At 57.7% G+C, this 19,445-nt stretch carries 13 protein-coding genes; 7 read left to right on the top strand and 6 right to left on the bottom strand.

The genetic code is table 11. The features are described from left to right. Positions 1–306 precede the first annotated feature (306 nt). Positions 307–4,590 (top strand): CheR family methyltransferase, encoded by a 4,284-nt coding sequence (locus tag G6L97_RS14160; protein WP_174003104.1) that lies wholly within the window; start codon positions 307–309, stop codon positions 4,588–4,590. 33 nt (positions 4,591–4,623) lie between these two features. Here G6L97_RS14160 and G6L97_RS14155 read toward each other — a convergent pair whose 3' ends face one another. The 3 genes from G6L97_RS14155 to G6L97_RS14145 all read right to left on the bottom strand — a co-directional run bounded on the left by G6L97_RS14155 (position 4,624) and on the right by G6L97_RS14145 (position 8,546). Then, complete coding sequence (locus tag G6L97_RS14155; RefSeq protein WP_111789528.1) at positions 4,624–5,583, bottom strand: glycosyltransferase family A protein; 960 nt, start codon at positions 5,581–5,583, stop codon at positions 4,624–4,626. Then, positions 5,580–7,091, bottom strand: a complete 1,512-nt coding sequence (locus G6L97_RS14150) for an oligosaccharide flippase family protein (protein ID WP_174003087.1) — start codon at positions 7,089–7,091, stop codon at positions 5,580–5,582. The genes G6L97_RS14155 and G6L97_RS14150 overlap by 4 nt, the downstream gene beginning before the upstream one ends. Positions 7,092–7,313: 222 nt before the next feature. Continuing rightward, positions 7,314–8,546 carry a polysaccharide pyruvyl transferase family protein gene (locus G6L97_RS14145; RefSeq protein WP_174003084.1) on the bottom strand — a complete coding sequence of 411 codons (1,233 nt, stop codon included), beginning with the start codon at positions 8,544–8,546 and terminating at the stop codon, positions 7,314–7,316. A gap of 270 nt (positions 8,547–8,816) precedes the next feature. Here G6L97_RS14145 and G6L97_RS14140 point away from each other — a divergent pair, with 270 nt between their 5' ends. The 6 genes from G6L97_RS14140 (at position 8,817) to G6L97_RS14115 (ending at position 15,335) form a co-directional block, all read left to right on the top strand. Continuing rightward, on the top strand, positions 8,817–10,016 hold the full coding sequence (locus tag G6L97_RS14140; protein ID WP_060642738.1) for a glycosyltransferase family 4 protein: 1,200 nt from the start codon (positions 8,817–8,819) through the stop codon (positions 10,014–10,016). A 64-nt stretch (positions 10,017–10,080) separates the two neighbouring features. Next, positions 10,081–11,340, top strand: a complete 1,260-nt coding sequence (locus G6L97_RS14135; protein WP_236773618.1) for an apiosidase-like domain-containing protein — start codon at positions 10,081–10,083, stop codon at positions 11,338–11,340. A 254-nt stretch (positions 11,341–11,594) separates the two neighbouring features. Continuing rightward, positions 11,595–12,740 carry an MraY family glycosyltransferase gene (locus G6L97_RS14130; protein ID WP_060642740.1) on the top strand — a complete coding sequence of 382 codons (1,146 nt, stop codon included), beginning with the start codon at positions 11,595–11,597 and terminating at the stop codon, positions 12,738–12,740. Positions 12,741–12,882: 142 nt separating this feature from the next. After that, positions 12,883–13,449, top strand: a complete 567-nt coding sequence (locus G6L97_RS14125; protein ID WP_236773617.1) for a YdcF family protein — start codon at positions 12,883–12,885, stop codon at positions 13,447–13,449. Beyond that, on the top strand, positions 13,446–14,723 hold the full coding sequence (locus tag G6L97_RS14120; protein WP_162694331.1) for a hypothetical protein: 1,278 nt from the start codon (positions 13,446–13,448) through the stop codon (positions 14,721–14,723). Before G6L97_RS14125 ends, G6L97_RS14120 begins: the two co-directional genes overlap by 4 nt. A gap of 3 nt (positions 14,724–14,726) precedes the next feature. Then, complete coding sequence (locus G6L97_RS14115) at positions 14,727–15,335, top strand: LbetaH domain-containing protein (RefSeq protein WP_174003081.1); 609 nt, start codon at positions 14,727–14,729, stop codon at positions 15,333–15,335. Here G6L97_RS14115 and G6L97_RS14110 read toward each other — a convergent pair. From G6L97_RS14110 to G6L97_RS14100, 3 genes are read right to left on the bottom strand one after another with little or no spacing between them, the layout of a single operon-like run. Continuing rightward, complete coding sequence (locus tag G6L97_RS14110; RefSeq protein WP_174003078.1) at positions 15,299–16,474, bottom strand: glycosyltransferase; 1,176 nt, start codon at positions 16,472–16,474, stop codon at positions 15,299–15,301. The two genes, G6L97_RS14115 and G6L97_RS14110, sit on opposite strands and share 37 nt — an antisense overlap. Then, a complete protein-coding gene (locus G6L97_RS14105) occupies positions 16,471–17,754 on the bottom strand; it encodes a glycosyltransferase family 4 protein (RefSeq protein ID WP_112391058.1) in 1,284 nt (427 codons plus the stop codon). The genes G6L97_RS14110 and G6L97_RS14105 overlap by 4 nt, the downstream gene beginning before the upstream one ends. Then, positions 17,751–19,004, bottom strand: a complete 1,254-nt coding sequence (locus tag G6L97_RS14100) for a glycosyltransferase family 4 protein (RefSeq protein WP_174003101.1) — start codon at positions 19,002–19,004, stop codon at positions 17,751–17,753. Before G6L97_RS14100 ends, G6L97_RS14105 begins: the two co-directional genes overlap by 4 nt. Positions 19,005–19,445: the final 441 nt, after the last annotated feature.

Raw genomic sequence — 19,445 nt, 5'->3', positions numbered from 1 at the left:
ATGCGTGTTAATCGCATTTTCAAATTGCGCCTCAAGACAATTCGACACACTGTACCCCGTATATAACGGGGCGTGGTGAATATTTATCACTGACGAATGATCTCAAGGCCGTGTTGGCCGTTTTCAAGACTTCGTTGACCCTCCACCCCCTGACGCTTCGTAAGGGTCGATTTCTGTTTGGAATGCGCGTCAATTTTAACGAGAGTGAATATGACGGAACGCGGCGCGGATAGTAACAAGGTTCCCTCTACTTTCGAGGTAGACACCGGTCCGATGTCCGGGTCACAGGAAGCAAGTCCCGTTAGGATGTTCCCGATTGTCGGCGTCGGAGCTTCATCGGGTGGACTGAATGCGTTCAGATCCCTGCTCAAGGCGTTGCCTGAAAAAACCGGCTGTGCGTTTCTTCTCGTTCAGCATCTTGACCGGTCGCATGAAAGCATGCTCGCAGAACTTCTGGCGAGCGAAACGAATATGGTCGTGACCGAGGCTGTCAATCTTGCATTGATAGAGCCCGAGCACGTCTACGTCATTCCACCAAAATTCCTGATGTCGGTTGACGAAGGAAGGATATATCTGTCGCCCCGGCGTGAACTGCATGAGGCACCTCTGCCGTTTGATTTTCTCTTGGGTTCTATGGCCAAAGAATTCGGGCCGTGGGCGATAGCAGCTGTCCTGTCCGGCACGGGGTCAGATGGCTCATCCGGCGTCCAGCAGATCAGGGATTTCAAGGGACTTGTTCTAGTCCAGGAGCCTCAAGACGCACAGTTTGGCGGCATGCCCGAAAGTGTTATTTCGCTGGGCATTGGCGCTACGGTTTTACCGGTCGAAAAGATGCCTGCGGCCATCGCCAAACATATTGCGCTGTTGTCGCGGCTTCGAGCCGATCACTCGATGGTGCGCCGAATGCCCCAGCTGGGCCGGATTATCGAGATATTGAGGGTTTCCACAGCGAATGATTTTTCGGCCTATAAACATGGAACGATGCAGCGCCGTGTCGAAAAACGCATTGCGGTTCTCGGTATCGAGATCGAGGAGATTGACCGATATCTTGAGATGCTCGAAAACAGCGAAGAAGAGCGGCAAAATCTCGTCAGGGATCTTCTGATCAACGTCACCAGCTTCTTCCGCGACGGGAAGGTGTTCGACTTTCTACGCGACACCATTATTCCGGATATTCTCCACGCAAAAGCGGCTCACGGAGCAGTGCGGGTCTGGGTCGCTGGATGCAGCACGGGGGAAGAAGCATATTCTCTGGCTATTCTCTTCCTCGAGCTCATTCAGTCCATGGGCCTTCGTCTCCAGTTTCAGATGTTTGCCTCGGACGCCGATGGCGAGGCGGTCGCAATTGCCAGAGACGGACACTACTCACATGATGCGACCAAATCGCTGCCGACGGACTTGCTGGAAAAATATTTCGTAAGGGATGACAACGGATACACCGTGACGACGCAACTGCGTGGGGCGGTGGTATTCACCGTGCAGAATGTCCTGAGCGACCCACCGTTCTCACGGATCGATCTGATTTCATGCCGCAACTTGTTGATTTACCTTGAAGCGGACGCCCAAGCCAAGGTTTTGTCGCTTTTCAGGTTCGCCTTGCGGGAGAACGGCATTTTACTGGTCGGAAAATCCGAAACCGTTGGCGGAATGGATGACCGTTTCAAGCTGATTTCGGAAACCGAACGGGTATATCGGCGTATCGGGCCGCCGGTTTTCGGTGATCTTAATTTCGGCGTGGCTCCGGGTGGAAATGTCAGAATTCCCTCTTCGCTGGGAAAGGTGACTTCAGCGTCGAGGCACAGTGCGCTTGCCGACGCGGTTGCCCAGGTTCTGCTGGGTAGCTACGTGCCCGCCGCGATCCTCGTCAATCGAAAGTATGAATATCTTTACTCCATAGGCCCGACAGCAAGGTTCCTGCGGATCGCTTCAGGCCCGGCATCGCATGATCTGTTCGCCATGACACCGAAGGCGATCCATAATAAGATCAGGTCTGCGATCCACCGTGCGACCCGGGATCAGAAGCCATTCGTAGCCAAGAATGCAAAACTCGACAGCAACGGCGCGCATATCGAGTTCAGCATTCACGTCGAACCGCTGTTCAGTCAGGGTGAAGAGCTGTTCCTCATATGTTTCGTGGAAGATGCTGCGCAGGCCAACAGGGTTGTCCGATCGCAGAAATCATCGACGACAGATGCGTCGCCCATTACCGAGCTGGAATTCGAACTGGAGGAGACACGGGCGGAATTGCAGGGCGCCATACGCAATCTGGAAATTGCCAGCGAAGAACAGAAGCAGATCACCGCCGAAGCACTGTCTCTGAATGAAGAGTATCAGTCGACGAATGAGGAACTCGTTACTTCGAAAGAGGAGCTGCAATCCCTCAATGAAGAGCTGACAGCCCTCAACAATCAATTGCACGAAGCACTGGAGCGTCAGCGTGCAGTTTCCAACGATCTGCAAAACGTCTTGTACAGCACCGATGTCCCGACGCTCTTTCTGGATGCCAGTCTTCGTATAAGGTTTTTTACACCAGCCACCCGGTCAGTATTCAAGATTATATCGTCCGATGTCGGCCGCCCCCTCTCGGACCTTAGCGGCTTTGACGGCGACATTACGCTTCAAGTCGATGCGATGGCGACCTTCCAGGACGGCAATACAATCGACAGGGAGATAGGAGGACCTGACGGCCGCTGGTATGTCCGCCGCGTCAAACCCTATCGCGGAGAGAGCGAAACCGTCGACGGGGTCGTTATCACATTCATCGATATGAGCGCCCAGAAACAGGTTGCGGAAAGCAGGGAGGCTGCAAAGAAATCCGCCGAGCGGGCGACTGAGGCAAAGTCGCAGTTCCTGTCTGCGGCAAGCCACGATCTGCGTCAGCCGCTGCAAACCTTGAAGCTGTTGCAGGGGCTTTTGGAAAAGAGCGTGGGCGAAGGCCAGGCGCGCACCTTCGTTCAGAGGATGGAGGAGACGCTGTCGTCGATGTTGGGAATACTCAACTCCGTTCTCGACATCAACCAGATCGAAGCGGGTATGGTGGAACCTCAGATCGTGAGCTTTGCAATAGGCGATCTTCTGGGAAGGCTCTTCAAGGAATTTTACTATCCCGCTCAGGCCGCCGGGCTGCAACTCCATGTCGTGCCGTCCAGCCTTGCCGTTCGCACCGATCCGCGTCTGTTCGAGCAGATCGTTCGCAACCTTCTGTCCAATGCGCTGAAATATACGACGAGCGGCAAAATTCTGGTCGGTTGTCGCCGGCGCGGTACGAAGGTTCGCTTCGAAGTGTGGGACACTGGCATCGGCATTCCCGAAAACCATATCGAGGATGTTTTTCAGGAATACCTCCAGCTCGATGCGCCTGCTGGAACGGAAGACCGTGGTTTGGGGCTGGGATTGTCGATCGTCAAGCGGCTCAGCGAGCTTCTCGAACTAAGGGTAGTGGTGCAGTCACGACTGCATAAAGGTTCGGCATTCATGATCGAGATCGATCACGCACCGGCCGGTGAGCCGCTTGTACCACTTCCTGCGCCAGTGGATGACCATTCGAACCAAGCGGCTACCCTGTCGCGGGCGTCGGTTCTGATCGTCGAAGACGAAAACGGCATGCGTGATTTGCTCAAGATGGGACTTGAGCAGACTGGATATGTGGTGGCTGCGACCTCTACGGCTGCCGAGGCGCTCGCGATTGTTCGAGGATTGCAGTTCACGCCCGACGTCATTCTCGCAGACTACAATCTCCCTACCGGGGGGAATGGCATAGCTGCGATAGGAGATATCCGGCAAGCACTCCGCCGAAATGTTCCGGCGCTCATTCTCACAGGCGATATTTCAAGCAAGGCCCTGAGGGCTTTTGCACAGCACGAAATTCCGTATCTGCACAAGCCGGCGAAACTCAAGGACGTCGTGCAGGTCGTCGAGACCCTGGTTGTTCGCCAAACCGACGAGAGGGTAGTGCACATAAGCGAACCCGAATACATGAGGCCGATGACGGGTCGGCTCATCGAAGTCATCGACGACCAGCAGGACATCAGGGACAATTTGCGCGCTCTTTTCGAAGGAGAAGGCTGGACGGTTGCAACCTATGTATCGGCAGAAGAGTATCTTGCAGATTACCAGCCGGACAGATCAGGTTGTCTGCTTGTCGATGCGTATCTGCCGGGCATGGTCGGCATGGAGTTGCTGCGTTTACTGAAAGAAAAACATCATCGGTTTCCGGTGATTGTGATCACGGGTCGTAGCGATGTCCGTATGGCAATCAATGCGATGCGATATGGAGCGGCCGATTTCATCGAGAAGCCGTTTTCTTACCAGGAGATATATCGGAGCGTGCAATCGGCCCTCGAGCGATCGCGTGATGCAAACGAGCGCGAAGAGCGGCGTGAAACGGCTCGTGCCACGCTGGCAACGCTTACTCGCAAGCAACGCCAGATCCTTGACCGGATTGTTCAGGGGCAGGCCAACAAGGTTATTGCAGCTGATTTGAAGCTTAGTCAGCGCACTGTCGAGAACCATCGCGCATCAATCATGCGCCGAACGAAATCCGCTTCGTTGCCGGCGCTGTTGCGGCTTGTCCTGAATGCCGAAGAATAGGCCGTCATCATCGAAAATTTGGCCGGTCTATCGCTATCGGCGGGCGATCGCTGCGCGAATGCGATGTAATGCATCAGGTCGGCGCACAAGATAACTCACCGGTGGCAGAAATGCTGAAGCGGGTCTCAGGCGGAAAGCCTGTGCGAGAAGGGCACCCGCGCCGGGCCGGCGCCGGACCAGATTGGAAAGCGCGCACCAATAGGCGCGGTCGCTCAGGCTCGCGCGACCGCGCCTTAGCAGGGTTTGGGCATCGGCAAGCAAAGCGCCTTCGTTGCCGAAGAAGCTTTCGAGCGCTGCTTCGATTTCGGTATTCCAGGCAAGCACGTTATCAAGGATGGCGGATTGGTTCGCACCGTGGATACGGGTGAAATTTTGCACGGCGTCAAGTTCGACGATGTCGCCAAGCACCGCGAGCCGCATCCACATCTCGACATCGTCGGTATGGCGTAGTGCGGGCCGGTAATGACCGGCATGTTGCTGAATGTGCGTTCTGGTAACGGCGAGTGGGCCTGCTACCGGGCTGCGTCCCGTCGCGCAAATTTTGGCGATGAAGTCGACCCCGCGATGAAGCTGCATGCCACCGGCATCGCTGCGAAGGCCCAATGCTATGTCGGCATCGTCACTGAAGAAGGTGGTGCGGCCGAACGCCATGTGCGCGCCGGGGCTATTGTCGAGCGCCTCCATTGCGCGCGCGAGTGCTCCAGGCGACAGGACATCGTCGGCGCAGATGATGGCAAAATAGTCCGCCCGAGCCCAATCGATGCCTTCGTTGAAAGACGCGTGACCGCCGAGGTTCCTTGCGCGCAGGCTCGTTTCGATGCGGGGATTTGCTGCCGCGAGAGACCGGACGATCGCGACACTGTCGTCTGTGGAGGCATTGTCGATGATGAGGATACGCATGTCCGGGATGTTTTGGCCAAGGACGCTTTCTACGCATCCCTCCAGAAAGCGACCGTAATTGTAGTTGGGGATGACGATATCGATGCTGCTCATGGTTCCACCGCTGCGGGAACGACGGTGTCGGGAATGGAAGCCGGTGCAGGAGGTTTTCCGACCCTGCGCAGACTCCCGGCAAAAGCATCGAGCGTCGAACGTATTTCGCTGACGAGTGGATGACGCAGAAGAAACAGGCAAACGGCCCAGCCTGTCACCGAAAGGATGACGGCGCCGCCAGCCTTGGCGAGGGAGTAATCGAAGCGGAATCCCATCCAGGCAGATATGGCAAGCGGCCCCACAATCGCGGCAAGGGTCACGGCGGCACTCGGCCCGATGGCTGCGAACAGTTCGGGTAACTTAAAGTGCGCATGGCGTCTTACCAGATAGAAGGCGACGAGCATCTGGAAGGGCAGCGTGACGAACTGGCTCAGCGCTACCGCGGTGAGGCCGAAGAAGCTGGCAGAGCAGAGCACAATTGCCGAGACGCTGCGGCAGACGAAATTGCCCAGAAAAGCCTCCCGGTTGGCGTTGAGAGCGATCAGCAGCGGCGTTGTCAAAACCATGGGAAACCAGAAGATCGACGCAAGCGCGAGAATCCGGGTGATCGGTACGGCGGCGAGCCACTGGTCTCCAAGTGCAAGGCGCACGATGGGATCGGCGAGAATGGCCACCATGATCAGCGACGGCCAATACAGCACGGTGATGTAACTGAGGGCGCGCAGGTAGGACCTGCGGACGTCTCCACCTTCGCGAACTTCGGCGGCGAGCGCCGGGAAGGCGAAGGAAAAGATTGCCGAGAGGAAAATGCGATCGGGAATGGAGCAAACGGTATTGGCGCGATTGTAGATCGCGACCGCTGTCGGTGTCATGGCAAAGCCGAGCACCAGTTGCGGCAGGGACTCGTATAATTTGTCAACGATGGTTGCAGCGCCCCTGTAACGGCCGAATTCGGCCATACGGCGCCACGACTTGAGCGAAAGGCGTGCTGTACGCTGGGCCGGATCGGCATAGGCTGCAAGGGCGCTGGCAACGCTGTTGCCGACGAGCAGGCCGAGCGCGAAGCTGACGAAGCCCCATCCATTGCTGGCAGCGAAGATCGTCACGGTAGCCATAGCCACGAGGCCGATGGTTCGGACGCGTGCGATGGTGCCGAATGCCAGCCGGCGACGCAGCATGGAAAATGCCGGCATGCCCAGGCTTTCGGCCATGACGGCGGCAATTGCGAGGATAAGATAATGCTGGAGACCGGGCTGGTGGTAGAAAATCGCCAGATAGGGTCCGCATAGATAGAGAACGATCCCGAGAATGCCGCTGACGAGGAGCAAGAGTGTAAGCGACGTGTTGATGTCATCGCGTTCAACGACATCGAGCTGAATGAGAAAATCGGACGAAACGAATTCGCGAAAGGCGAATATCACCGATGTCACCCCGTAGCCGATGACGGCAAAGCCAACTTCCGCCGGCGACAATAGTCTCGATACGATCGCGATCAGAGCGAGATTGATCGCAATTCCGAGGTGCTGTTCCAGCATGGCCATGAAAAAGGCGCGGCGGACTTTGTGCATCGAGGGCTCCGACAGCGTCGCCGATAATCGACGGTAGCGTCAAATCTAGAGTGGGGACTTGGATCTTGGAAATCTGACCGTTGGGATGGCAGCCGGATCCGTAGGTGTAGGCCGTTTGGAGAATGTCCGTTGAAGGGCGTGCGACATTGTGCGGACTACTCCCGTCGAGTGGTGAAGAGCCTCGGTATTACGTCGAAAGCATTAGGCTGCGGGACACCTTTGCTAAGGCGTAACGCTCTGCGGCGTTGCGACGGCATCAGTTGAGAGAAATTCCCGGCCGAGTAGCGCCTCTTGCTCGGAAAGCTGGCGCTTGAAGCGATCATTGGCGTGGTCGATCCGCTGTCTTACCGCCCCGGCTCCAGCGAGTATCTCCTTCACCAGCTCGATAACTTCCTCGACTTCGAACGTGTCGATGTGTCGGGCAAATTTCTCCTGGTCGAAATCGTTCATCAAATCATCGAACTTTCTGGCATAACCTATTGATATCGTCGGATTTCCGAGCTTCATGGAGCAGACAACTCCATGATATCTCGACACCACCGCAAGGTCGATTGCTGCCATCTGCTGCATGATATCGCGCAGCGTTGCGGCCGCGCTGATGTCGATCTGCGCCAACTCGTCCTCGGAGAGCATGTCCGTCAGCAGAAACATCAGATCCGCGCAGGCGACCCTGTCCGTAATGTCTCCCATCAAAAGGGTGATGCGATGGCCTTCACCGATCAACCAGCTCACGAGCCGTGAGAGCTTGTGGATGTAGGTCTTGTAAATCCTGGCGGCCTCGGGATCGTTGTGACGCCAGCCGCGATAGTCCATGACGCCGACGCCTATTCTCATTACGCCGTCGGCGGGGCTCTGCCGGTGGGGCACAGGAATAGGAAGATCAAAGGCGATATCGGGGTAACGGTGGTCTCGCGACACGTCGACACCGATCGTTTTCATGTAGTTGAGCGAGAAATCGTCCCGGTAGGATCGATAGGAGGCCATCTGTGCGGCAGAGCGCAGGAACCAGCGGCTGAGACGGCTTTTCATCGGGCCAGCGCCGATGCTGACGAAGGCGATCCGTGTGTTGCGAAGGCGTGCAACGAGACACCAGCAAAACACGACAAAGGGCCAGCCGAACCACTTTTCCTGAAAATCATCGAGGATGCCGGTCCCCGGTATGATCATCAGGTCAGCCTTGTCGAAACTAAAGAGGGAACTGACCAATAGCATGAGCCGTGAAGGCACCTTGCCGAGCAGCTTGTCCAGGTGCCTCATCCATGCATTTGTCAGGGGAGGCCCCCCAACACCCATCGCACGAATATTGAACTTCGCACTTACGACTGTCGGACTTGCACAGATACACAACAGATCGGCATCGGGCCTCATCCTGCGCAGATAAAGGAGCATGGCTTCCAGCGATCCGTCATTGCCCGAATTGCCAGAGCCAAATTGTCCAAGGAGAGTGATCCTCATTTATTTTCCAATCGCAGCCCGGCGCCGACACGCTCGATATGGCATTGATATCCGCTGGAGCAGTCCGACCCCACACCGACATTCGGGTTGCGTCTTACGCCAAACGAATAGTCTGACTGACGCAAACCTCTCAAAGGAAGATACAGCTAAGCCTAAGATGCAACTGACTGTCATCCCGTGGCTTTTTAGTATGTCGCCTTAGCAGCCACTCGAACCATCCGCCGTCGATCCGTTGCGGCATGGTTGTGGATGCAAGAGCGAGAGTGTCCCATGAAGCTTGCCTATTTTGTTCTTCCCCATATCGGCGGCACCTATTCCGTCTTCAAACATCTTCGCAAAGGTCTCGCTGCCTATGGCATAGACGTGCGATGGCTCGGCGTGTGCAAGGAAACATACGGGCTGCCTTTCGATCTCCAGGGTGAGAAGGCTTTCGGTCAATTGCTGCGGATGCCCGTCAATCTCAGCGAACGCGAATGCGCAGGGCGAATGGCGACTGCCATCGAAGACGGAGGGTTCGACGGTGTGATCGTCAACGTTCTAGGCGATCAGTTGCAGACAAATATCGCGCGCTATTTGCCAGAAGGTATCCTGCGTATTCTCGTCGTCCATAATATCTCGCCTGGAACATACGCGGCTGCGCGCTCGGTCCGGGACTATGCCCATGTCACGATCGGCGTATCGGAGCGGTGCCGCGCCGACCTTGTCGCGCGCAACGGCTTTTCGAAGGAGCGTACCTACGCAATCCCGAATGCGGTGGACAGCGATGCGTTCCGGAGCCAGGCGGTTCGGCGCTTCAACCGAGGGCCGGAACTCAAGGTTCTCTTCGTCGGCCGCATTGAAGATGCATCGAAAGGCGTGATGTGGCTGCGGGAGATACTGGATGCCTCGCCCGAGGCCGTGCGCCTGACGATCGTCGGAGATGGGCCGGATATGGGCAAGCTCAGGCGACGGCTAGACGGCCATGGCCATCGCGTCAGTTACGCAGGATCCGTTCAGCTTTCAGACATACCGGTCATCATGGCCAGTCACGATGTTCTCATCATGCCGTCCCGCTTCGAGGGGCTTGGCATGACGATGATCGAGGCAATGGCCGGCGGCTGCGTCCCGGTCGTGTCTCATATCCGCGGCGTGACGGACACGATTGTCGAGCCGGGCCGAAACGGCTTCCTGTTCCCGATCGGCAATTATACGGCAGCGGCCAATGCGATCGCGCGCTTGCATGCCGATCGCGACCTTCTCGAGCGGATGTCGATCGCGGGAAAGGAAATGGTCCTGAACCGCTTCAGCATCGAACGGATGGCCGCACGCTACAACGAAGTCATCACTATGACACTGAACGACCGTCCTGGCCTGTCAACAGTGCTCAGGATGGAGGACTGGTCTATTCCCGCCGGTTTGAGGCCGGGCCTTCGAACCTATCTGCCGTTGCCCTTGAAAAACTGGCTTCGCGTCGTTCGTGAACGGCTCTGAAGCGATGATCGGCGATCAGCGGCGACTTGGACATCTGTGTGGCGTCTTCTTTTTTTGGCTATGCATGTTTTCGACCTGCAACGCCCAGGATACCGTTTTTCCGCTGCAGACGTCGAAGGACGGGCGTTATCTTGAAGACAGCAAGGGTCTGCCGTTCCTGATTGTCGGCGACAGTGCGTGGTCGCTCATTGGTGATACCTCTATTCCCGATGCGGAATTTTATCTGGAAACCCGAAAGCGGCAGGGCTTCAACACCGTGCTTGTATCGTTGATCGAGCATCAGTTCTCCCGCAAGGCGCCGGCGAACTTCTACAACGAGAAACCTTTCGCAGGCGATGCATTCGAGCAACCAAACGAGGCCTATTTCGACAGGGCAGAAGCCGTCATAAAGGCAGCCGCCAGCCACAACCTGCTGGTGCTTCTCTGTCCGGCCTATAGCGGCGCACGCGGTGGCCCCGAGGGATGGTATCAGGAAATGGTCGCGGCCGGGCCAGAAAAGCTTCGGGCTTATGGACGCTATGTCGGGCAGCGTTTTGCGAAGTACCCCAACATCATCTGGGTGCAGGGCGGGGATTACGATCCGCCCGATCGCAATCTGGTCATGGCTGTTGCAATGGGGATCGCTGAAACTGATCTTTCGGCATTACAGACCGTGCATGGCAATCCCGATACCGTGACGAGCGATTTTTGGCGGGGCGCTTCCTGGCTCGATATCGATTCAGTTTATACTTACAGCAATGTCGCGGCGGAGGTGCTGGATCGTTACCGATCTGGACCAAGACGCCCTTTTTTCCTCATCGAAGGCGCATATGAAGGCGAGAACGATGTGAAGGAGCGTCAGGTTCGTCTTATCGCCTATGGTGCGCTGCTTTCAGGCGCGAGCGGTCAGCTCTTCGGCAACAATCCGGTCTGGCATTTTTCCGCCGCCGGGCTTTATGAAGCGAAGGACAGCTGGCAAGGTTCGCTGAACAGCCGTGGTGCTCAAAGCATCACCCATCTGGCCTCGCTTTTCAGACAACTGGCATGGTGGAAGCTCGTACCCGATCAGGGAAGCTTGCTGAAAAGCGATGCGGGCGCATTCGCGGCGCGCGACAGGGAAGGGTTTTTCGCCGTGATCTATCTCGACACTCCTTCCGTTGCGATCGATCTCGACAGTTTGGCGGCAGGCGAGAAAACCCTTCGCTGGTATGATCCCTCGAATGGAATTTACATCGAACCGATCGAGCGTCTTGGCCGCAGCGGCCTTCGTAACGTGACGGTGCCGGCATCGGCGAATGCTTTCGGCTTTCAGGACTGGATCGCCGTTCTCTCCACACAGGAATGATCACTTGCAAGATGCCGCACGCTGCCGAGTCGTTCATTTGTGGTCGCTCGCCGTCAAGGTCTCAAACCTAGCTCTTTCGATAGTCGATCCGGTTCGGGGGTGGGTAGGGTAGCCGTTAATTTCGACACCCTCTCCCTTTGGTGGATTTCACACGCCTTTTGCCCGCATACCCCTCAGGGCCGGTGTTTTTTAGGATCGTCTGGAGGCGAGTATCGTTGCAAATGCGCCGCCAAGCTTCAGTGTGGGGATCAGACATGTCGGGGATACTCTTCAACACCATTGCCACTTTCGTTCTGTGCGTATCCCTCATCGTCGTTCTCAGGCGCCTGACCATTGTGTTTCAGCTTGTGGATCGCCCCGATTCAATCCGCAAACGCCACACGGGAGCCGTTCCTCTTTGCGGTGGCATCGCGATCTTTGCCGCTTTCGCTGTTTCCGCATTCGTCGGTGGGTGGAGCGAGGCTCTCGGCATGAACTTCTGGCTCGGGCTGGCGGTCATTCTACTAATGGGCGTTGTCGATGATCGCCGGCCGCTACCCGCAGCAGGACGCCTTCTCATGCAACTAGCAATGGCGATCGCTCTCGTAGGCGGCGCCGATATCGGCTCTCTCTCCATCGGCGTGCTGTTCACGCAGCATTCCGAGCTGTTCCTGCCGCTATTTTTCGTCATCGGAGTTCTCTTCGTGACCGGGCTGGTGAATTCGTGGAACATGCTTGATGGCGTCGACGGGCTTGCAGGTGGCACTGCGGGTGTCGCGTTGATCTGGCTGATGATCGTGGCGATCTTCGCAGGTGTCGGCGACATTATCGCGCCGCTTCAGGCACTCTGCGTATGCCTCTGCGCTTTTCTGGTCTTCAACATGCGCGGTCCATGGCGCGCACGGGCGAGCATATTCCTCGGCGATGCGGGCAGTACCGCACTGGGTGCGACGATTGCCTATGTAATCGTCCTGCTGGCGACCACAAGCGCTGCGGTATCCTTTCCGGCATTGCTCTGGATCGTGATCCTGCCGATCACCGATACGCTCAGCCTGATCGTCCGTCGTATCATGCACGGTCGCAGTCCAATGTCGGCCGATCGCTGGCACTTTCATCATCTGCTGCTGGACTATGGTTTCGCGCCGGCGGCGGCAACGAACACGCTGGTCGTCATTTCCTTCATTTGCGGCGGCATCGGTTTTGCCGGAATAAAAGCCGGTGTTCCGGCGGAGATGATGGCCGCCGGCCTTCTCGTGCCGATTGCCCTTCACACCGCGTTCGTCCTTACCGCGACGGGCTACCTCTCGAAAACCTGGCTTCACAGGGGTAATTTCGATCTCTACCGCGAGGTGGCGCGTCTACCGGTCGCCGCAAGCGCCGCGCCGGAGCCAAGAGCCATTCAATCGGCGAATGAAGAGTAATCGCCTCATGAAAGCGCCGTGGCCCGGACCGCGAATTCCCTCGACACCGGTTTCAAAAGGACGGCTTTCGCGTTCGCGCATTTCCCAGAACATCCGAAACGCTCCGCCATTGAAACGGAACGCAATTTTACTGGGCTTGATGATGCTGACTGCAATCGGGCTCTACGGACTTGCCCTCGTCTCAGCGGGGTCGCTCCTTGTAGTGGAGGACCCGCCTGCGCAAGCCGACGTCATCGTAGTTCTGGGCGGGGACGGTCCTCCTCGAGCTGCCCAGGCCGCAAAACTATGGCACGAGGGAAGGGCGCCGCTCGTTCTGGTGACTGGCTATGGGGATTGCGACTTCATCCGCGACATGCTGGTGCGGCTGGGGGTGGATTCCGCAGTCGTCTCAACGGAATGTCTTTCGCTCAGCACCTGGGAAAACGCGACATTCGCACAGCCTATACTGACTGGAATGGGGGCAAAAAGTGCCATTCTGGTCACGAGCTGGTTTCATTCACGACGCGCAGTAAAGCGCTTCCGGTTTGTGATGCCTCAAATCGAGTGGATTTCCCTTCCTGCGCAACGAACCGTGCCACTGTGGCGGCTTGCCATCAACGGCGACGGGGTGCAGGTGTTCAAGGAGTACGCCAAAGCGCTCCTCTACGACCTCAGAAGCAGTTTCGTGCGGGATATGCCGCCGGTTCAGGCGGGGCTTGCTTCATCATGAACACGCTTCTGGTCTTTTGCCTCTTCGCTGGTGTCGTCCTGCTCCTCTTCTGGGGAATGATGCGTCGGGAGCGAATTTACGAATTCCCGTTTCTGACGGGCGTCATCACGTTCAGTTTCATCTTGCCGCAGGTTCCTGGCCTCTCGTCTGAAAACTTCCTGCCGGAAGGCGCGTTCACCCGAGCCGCAGTGTTCATGATGCTGTGCCTTTTCATGTGCTGGTGGGGATGGAAAAGAACGGCAAAACCCTTTGCATTCTTCCGTATCGATTTCGACGAAACACGTCTGCTGATCGTCGCAGCCGTTCTCTCGGTCGCCGGCGCCTACTTCTATTTCAAGCTTAGCCGTTTGCCGGGAGAGTTGACCATTGCGGTGCAGATGACCGGAGTTCCGGTCATGTACATCTTCTTTTCGCGGTTGTTGAGTTATGGTCTGGCCATTGCGGTGCTTTGCCTTGCACGGCGATTCTCCTGGCTGGCGCTGGCCGTCCTTGCGTTCGATCTCGTCTTTTACCTGGATCGCATCGTGATAACCGGAAAGCGCGCCGAAGCGGTGGAACTCATCATGATGTTCGCGCTGGCATGGTGGTTTTACAAGGGATGGGCGATCCCGCGCATCTTCGTGATCATTGCGCTTTTCCTCGGCACACTGTCGATGAACAGCATGGGCGACTACCGCGCCATCACCAAGGCCAACGACGCTCCCGTGTGGGATGACATCAAGAGGATAGATGTCATCGGCAATCTTGAGAAAGTGTTCCGGGACGGCGGCGACGAGATGCGCAACGCGATCATGCGGATCGACAACACCGCAAACACCTTGCAATTCGACTACGGCAAGTTCCACTGGAACAGGCTGGTGTTCAACTTCGTGCCCGCGCAACTCGTGGGCGTGGAGGTCAAGCAATCCTTCATGTTGCCGGTGCCGGTTCAATCGCGCGACTACAATCCTGTCCTCGGCACGACCGAGACCGGAATGGCGGATGCGTTCGGATCCTTCTGGTATCTGGGGGCGTTCAAATTTTTCCTGCTCGCCTATCTGGTGCGCCGGATCTGGGTGACCGCAAACACGGGCGAGTTCGCTGCGCAATTCACCTATCTTTTGTCGATCATACCGTCCATGCACGCCATATCGCATCAGACCGACTGGGTTCTCATGGTCTGGGTGCATATGCTGATGTTTGCAGCGCCGGCGCTGGCATTTGCCGTCATACCCGCGCGCGTGCAGCAGAGTCGGTACGCGATACCATATTTGACGTCTCAAGCAGGAGGATAGGCGATGCGCTCACGATACGACGATCCTGCCTTCCAGCATGCAACGACGACCCTGCCGCGTTTCGGAGGTCCGACCTTTGCACTGCATTTGCGGCTGAAACGACTGGTCTGGATGATCGTCTGGCGGCTTCTTGCCGGCTGGACGCCACCGCCGATGCGCCGCTGGCGCAATTTTCTCCTGCGCAGTTTCGGCGCGCGCCTGCATGACACCGCAATGGTGCATTCCAAGGCGATCGTGTGGTGGCCGGGGCACCTCGTCATGGAGCGTCATTCATCTCTTGGACCTGGGGTGATCTGCTACAACGTCGACATGATCACCATCGGCCAATATGCCTCTGTCTCGCAACGTGCCCATCTGTGCACCGGGTCGCATGATGTTCAGGATAGCGCGTTTCCCCTCGTGACGCGGCCGGTGTTGATCGAGGAGGACGCCTGGGTTGCGGCGGAAGCCTTCGTCGGTCCCGGTGTCGTCGTCGGCAAGGGGGCCGTGCTCGGTGCGCGAGCCGTCACCGCGAAGTCATTGGAGCCCTGGACGATCTATGTCGGCAATCCGGCAAGGCCAGTCGGCTCGCGTCGTCAGGAAGCGGCGGCCTCCAACGCGCTCAGCCGATAACCCTCCAGGGTGGCATGGGCGATGGCCGGCCAGGTGAATTTCTCCAGCACAAGTCGACGACCGTTTTCACCCATCGTTCTCGCTTTGGCGGGGTTGCTGAGCACGCTTGCCAGGCCCTTGGCAACCTCGGCCGCGTCAACCGCGACGATAACCCCGGCATCGGCAGATCCGACTTCGGGAAAGTGACACTGGTCGGTGATCACCACAGGCGTGCCGCAGGCGAGCGCTTCGGTGATCGCCATGCTGAAACCCTCCTGTCGGCTTGGCAGGCAGAAGCAGTCGGCATCGACCATGGCTTCGAGCTTTGCTTCGCCGTAAATGGCCCCGACCATAAAGACCCGGTTCCGGATGTTCAGTTTTTTGACCAGGTGCATAAAATGGCCCTCTGCTCCACCGGGTGGACCTGCGACGACGAGATCAACGTCGACATAGGTGTCAGAGATAGCCGCAAAGGCCGAGGCGAGAATGTCGACACCTTTTTTGATGTGCAGGCGTGACAGGAACAGAATGTAACGCCTGCCGTGCGCCAGGGCGATTTTCTGCTTGAAATGTCCCCGGGCCGGCAGGGGATCGAATTCCTCGGCAAAAACACCGTTCGGTATGATCAGATTTCGTGCCTGGAAATTCAGCGGCTCGACAGCTGCCATTTCATCGACGTTCAACAGGTGCAGGAACGCAGCCTCGTTCAGCATCTTGCGGTAGCACAGCATCAGGGCGATCTTCTTTTTCCACGATCGCTGGCCAAGGCTCCAATGGTCCAGCATGCCGGCCGGGCAGATGCAGTAGGGTACGCCAGCGGCGCGGGCGAGCTTGGAAGCATAGAGCAGAAAAGGCTCCCATACCCCGTGAATATGCATGAAGGATGCATCTTTCAGCACGTCTTTCAGCACTCGCCGGCCTTTAAAGCAGAACAGCGTCTCCAGCCTGCCGGACGGCTGCAGGAGATGCCAGTGGATACTCTCGAAATGCGGTATGCTGCGACCGATTTCCGTGACCTGTGCCTCGATTGCGGCGTCGCCATAGCTGACGATATTCACATCGAGGCCGAGGCCGGCCTGTGCAGCGGCAAGGCGCATGGCAACGGCCTGCAAGCCGCCATGTTTGGGATCAATCGAAGCGATGACGTGGATGATCTTCATATCTCGTAGTTCCCCAGGTACCGCGCATCGTCCGTCATGCAAAGAGTTGGCGAGCGCGACAGATGCGGGCCGGACAGGGCCGCAAGAAGCCGCTTGCCATAGGATTCCACGGTATGTTCGGCTGCGCGAAGGAGTGCATTGGCAGACATGATCCGCCTCAGCTCGGGATTGTCGGCAAGCGCACGCACCGCGGTCGCGATAGCTTCCGGATCGCAGACGGGAACGATGAAACCTTCGATGCCATCGCGAACGACGCTGCCGGTGTTTTCGGTCGTTATAACCGGCAGGCCCGCTGCCAGCGCTTCATAGACGGCGGTTGCGGAGCCTTCGCAGAGCGACGGCAGCAGGAAGACATCCGCCCACCGAAACTCCTCGGCGATCTGCGAGCGCGGAACGATACCTCTCAGCTCGACCCATTGCGAAATCTGCTGCTTGACATCATCGGGTACGCGAACGCGACCCGCCATCCGGAAGCGGGCGGCGCCGTCCATCAATCTGGCAGCTTCCACGACATAGGGCGATCCCTTGCGCAGCCCGACTTCGCCCACGGTCAGGACCCTGATTGGCCCCGGCATGCGTGCCGGTCTGTCGATGGCAGCCGTGGAATTGACCCCATAGGGAACGACGACACACCGGTCTTCCGGGCCACCGCATGCTACGACGTGCTTGCGGACAAATTCCGACGGGCAGACGATGACATCTGCAAGGCGCCACTCCGCTTTCTCCCGATCGGCAAACAGACGCGCATGCGGATTATCCCGCACCGGGCCGGCCCATGCGGGAAACCGCATCATCTCCTGGTCCAGAAGCGTTTCGACGACATCGCGTGGCGCGATCATCTGCTCGACTGCGGTCCAAAGGCCCTGCTGTTTTGCCGCCCGCATCTGTTCGAGGGCGTCGCCGCTGAAGGCGTAGAGACCAGCTGCGCCATGGAAGCCGCGCCGGGCCACCATTTCGGAGAAAATCGACCCGGCCCAGATCGCGTGAGAGGTTTCCTCCACAACGTCTTTCGTTCGCATGTGGCGCAGCACGGAACGGAGGCCAAAGCTGGAAAACACCGTCGTTAGCGCTGTCGGCACGCCTTTTGGCAGCCGACCGGCCAGCCGTTTGACAGGTGCGGGATAAAGGGTTGCCGGAAACGAATTGACGATCCGGGGCCAGCCTTTCGTGGCGCATATATCGGTGTAAAAATGCGCAAGGCGGCCAGCGGATGCAAATATTCTCGGTACGGCATAATGCATGCGGGCGCCGAGCTGGCTGACGACGACTTTGTCTTTCATGACGAGATACCTTGAGCGATAGGGGGACTGGAAGGCTCGACAGTCTGCAGCCCGGCGATCAGCACTGCCCAGGCATCTGCCGCCTTTTCTCGGGAATAGTCGGCACAAAGCAGCCGCCGTGCCGCATCCCCCATTGCTGTCGTGGTATCCGGGTCGTCGCAGAGCTTTTCGATGGTGCTGGAGAGCTTATCGATCTCTCCGATTTCGACGTTGCTGCCGCATCCCTTGGCTCTGAGAACGCGCGGCACCTCTCCATCAGGGTCGCCAACGAAGATCGTCGGCCTCCCGGCCGCGAGGATGCCATAGAATTTGCTTGGAATGATGCAGTGTTCCAGTTCCGGCAGCAGCGAGACCAGATGCACATCAGCAACGCTCAGACTTTCAGCAAGTTTCTCAACGGGCTGCAGCGGCTTGAAGATGACGTTTTGAAGACCGAGATCCTGCACGACAGTCTTCACAGCCGCGTGCTGGTGTCCGCCGCCAATGAGAAGGAACCGGATATCCTGCCGGTGCTCGAGACCTTTCGCCGCTGCCAGCATAGTGCCGAACTCATGCGCCCGCCCGAAGTTTCCTGAATAGCCGACGACAAACACATCCTGCAGTCCCCACGCCTTCCGCAGGCTGTTATCTTGGGGTAGGACAGGATAGATTTCCTCCCCATCCGACCAGTGATGCAGGACGCTGACGCGATCCTTTGCAAGCCCTTGCGTGAAGAGGAATTCTGCCATCTTGTCGGTAGGGCAGACAACCATGCCGGGGGATCGCAGAGACCAGTTGCGCGCCTGCGTCAGCCATGGCGCAAGCCACCGTGCACGTTTCCTGAAAAATCCAAGCTCGATTGCGGTCTCGGGAAAAAGATCCATGATCCAGTTCACCATGAGTGCGCCCTTTAGGCGGATCGCGATGCTGCTCATGACGGAGAGGAGCGGAGGATCGGTGCAGACAACGACCGTATCCGTCGCCCGAACGTTGCGCAGAAGCCAGGCGAATGCCAGCACCTGAAAAAGAAGATAATCAATGCTCCGGCGCGTGAGGCTGTGGCGGCCGAAGCGGCCGCTTGCGAGCCGTCGGATCTGTACACCCCGAACCGTTTCGGTTGCGGGCAACACGCTTCCGGGATGATTGTGTATTTCGCGACTTGCAACGACAGTCACGTTCATTCCGCGCTGCGCCATTGAAACGGCGAGCGATGATATCATCCGGCTTGTTGCCGACTGGTCGGGGAAACCGTATCTGTTCAGGAAGATCATCCTCACGCTTTTTTCTCCCGCCAAATGTCCGGTCTGAAGGAGCATTCTTGGCGACGTGAAAACAGGCGGCAAGCTGGTCGTAAGGACTAGTGGGCGCATGATACGGAGTGGCTGGTACTCCGAAGTTGGCGCCGTACTATCCTTTTGGTAGCTGAAACGCAGATGAAGCCCTTATGGGTTATGAAATCCATGATGCCCCGGGCCAATCAATGGCAGGGACGGGCCGATGTGGATCGCGAGCTGACTGCGCGCCGTCCCGAGGCGCAACCGCACGCGACGCTGTGTGGCCTCGAACCGAAGTCCTGTCTTAAGATATGGATTTAACACCGAGTCCGACCGAGCTCCCCGCCGATGTCCAGGAGAGTGGTGCCTCAATGGCGGTTCCAGGTTGTGCCCAGGGTCGGGCAGAAATCCTGCTTCCCGGGCCGAATATCGGCGTGG

Source organism: Agrobacterium tumefaciens (genome assembly GCF_013318015.2).
Taxonomy (GTDB): domain Bacteria; phylum Pseudomonadota; class Alphaproteobacteria; order Rhizobiales; family Rhizobiaceae; genus Agrobacterium; species Agrobacterium tumefaciens.
The sequence above is the reverse complement of the archived record's forward strand: the minus strand, read 5'-3'. Positions and strand labels throughout refer to the sequence as shown.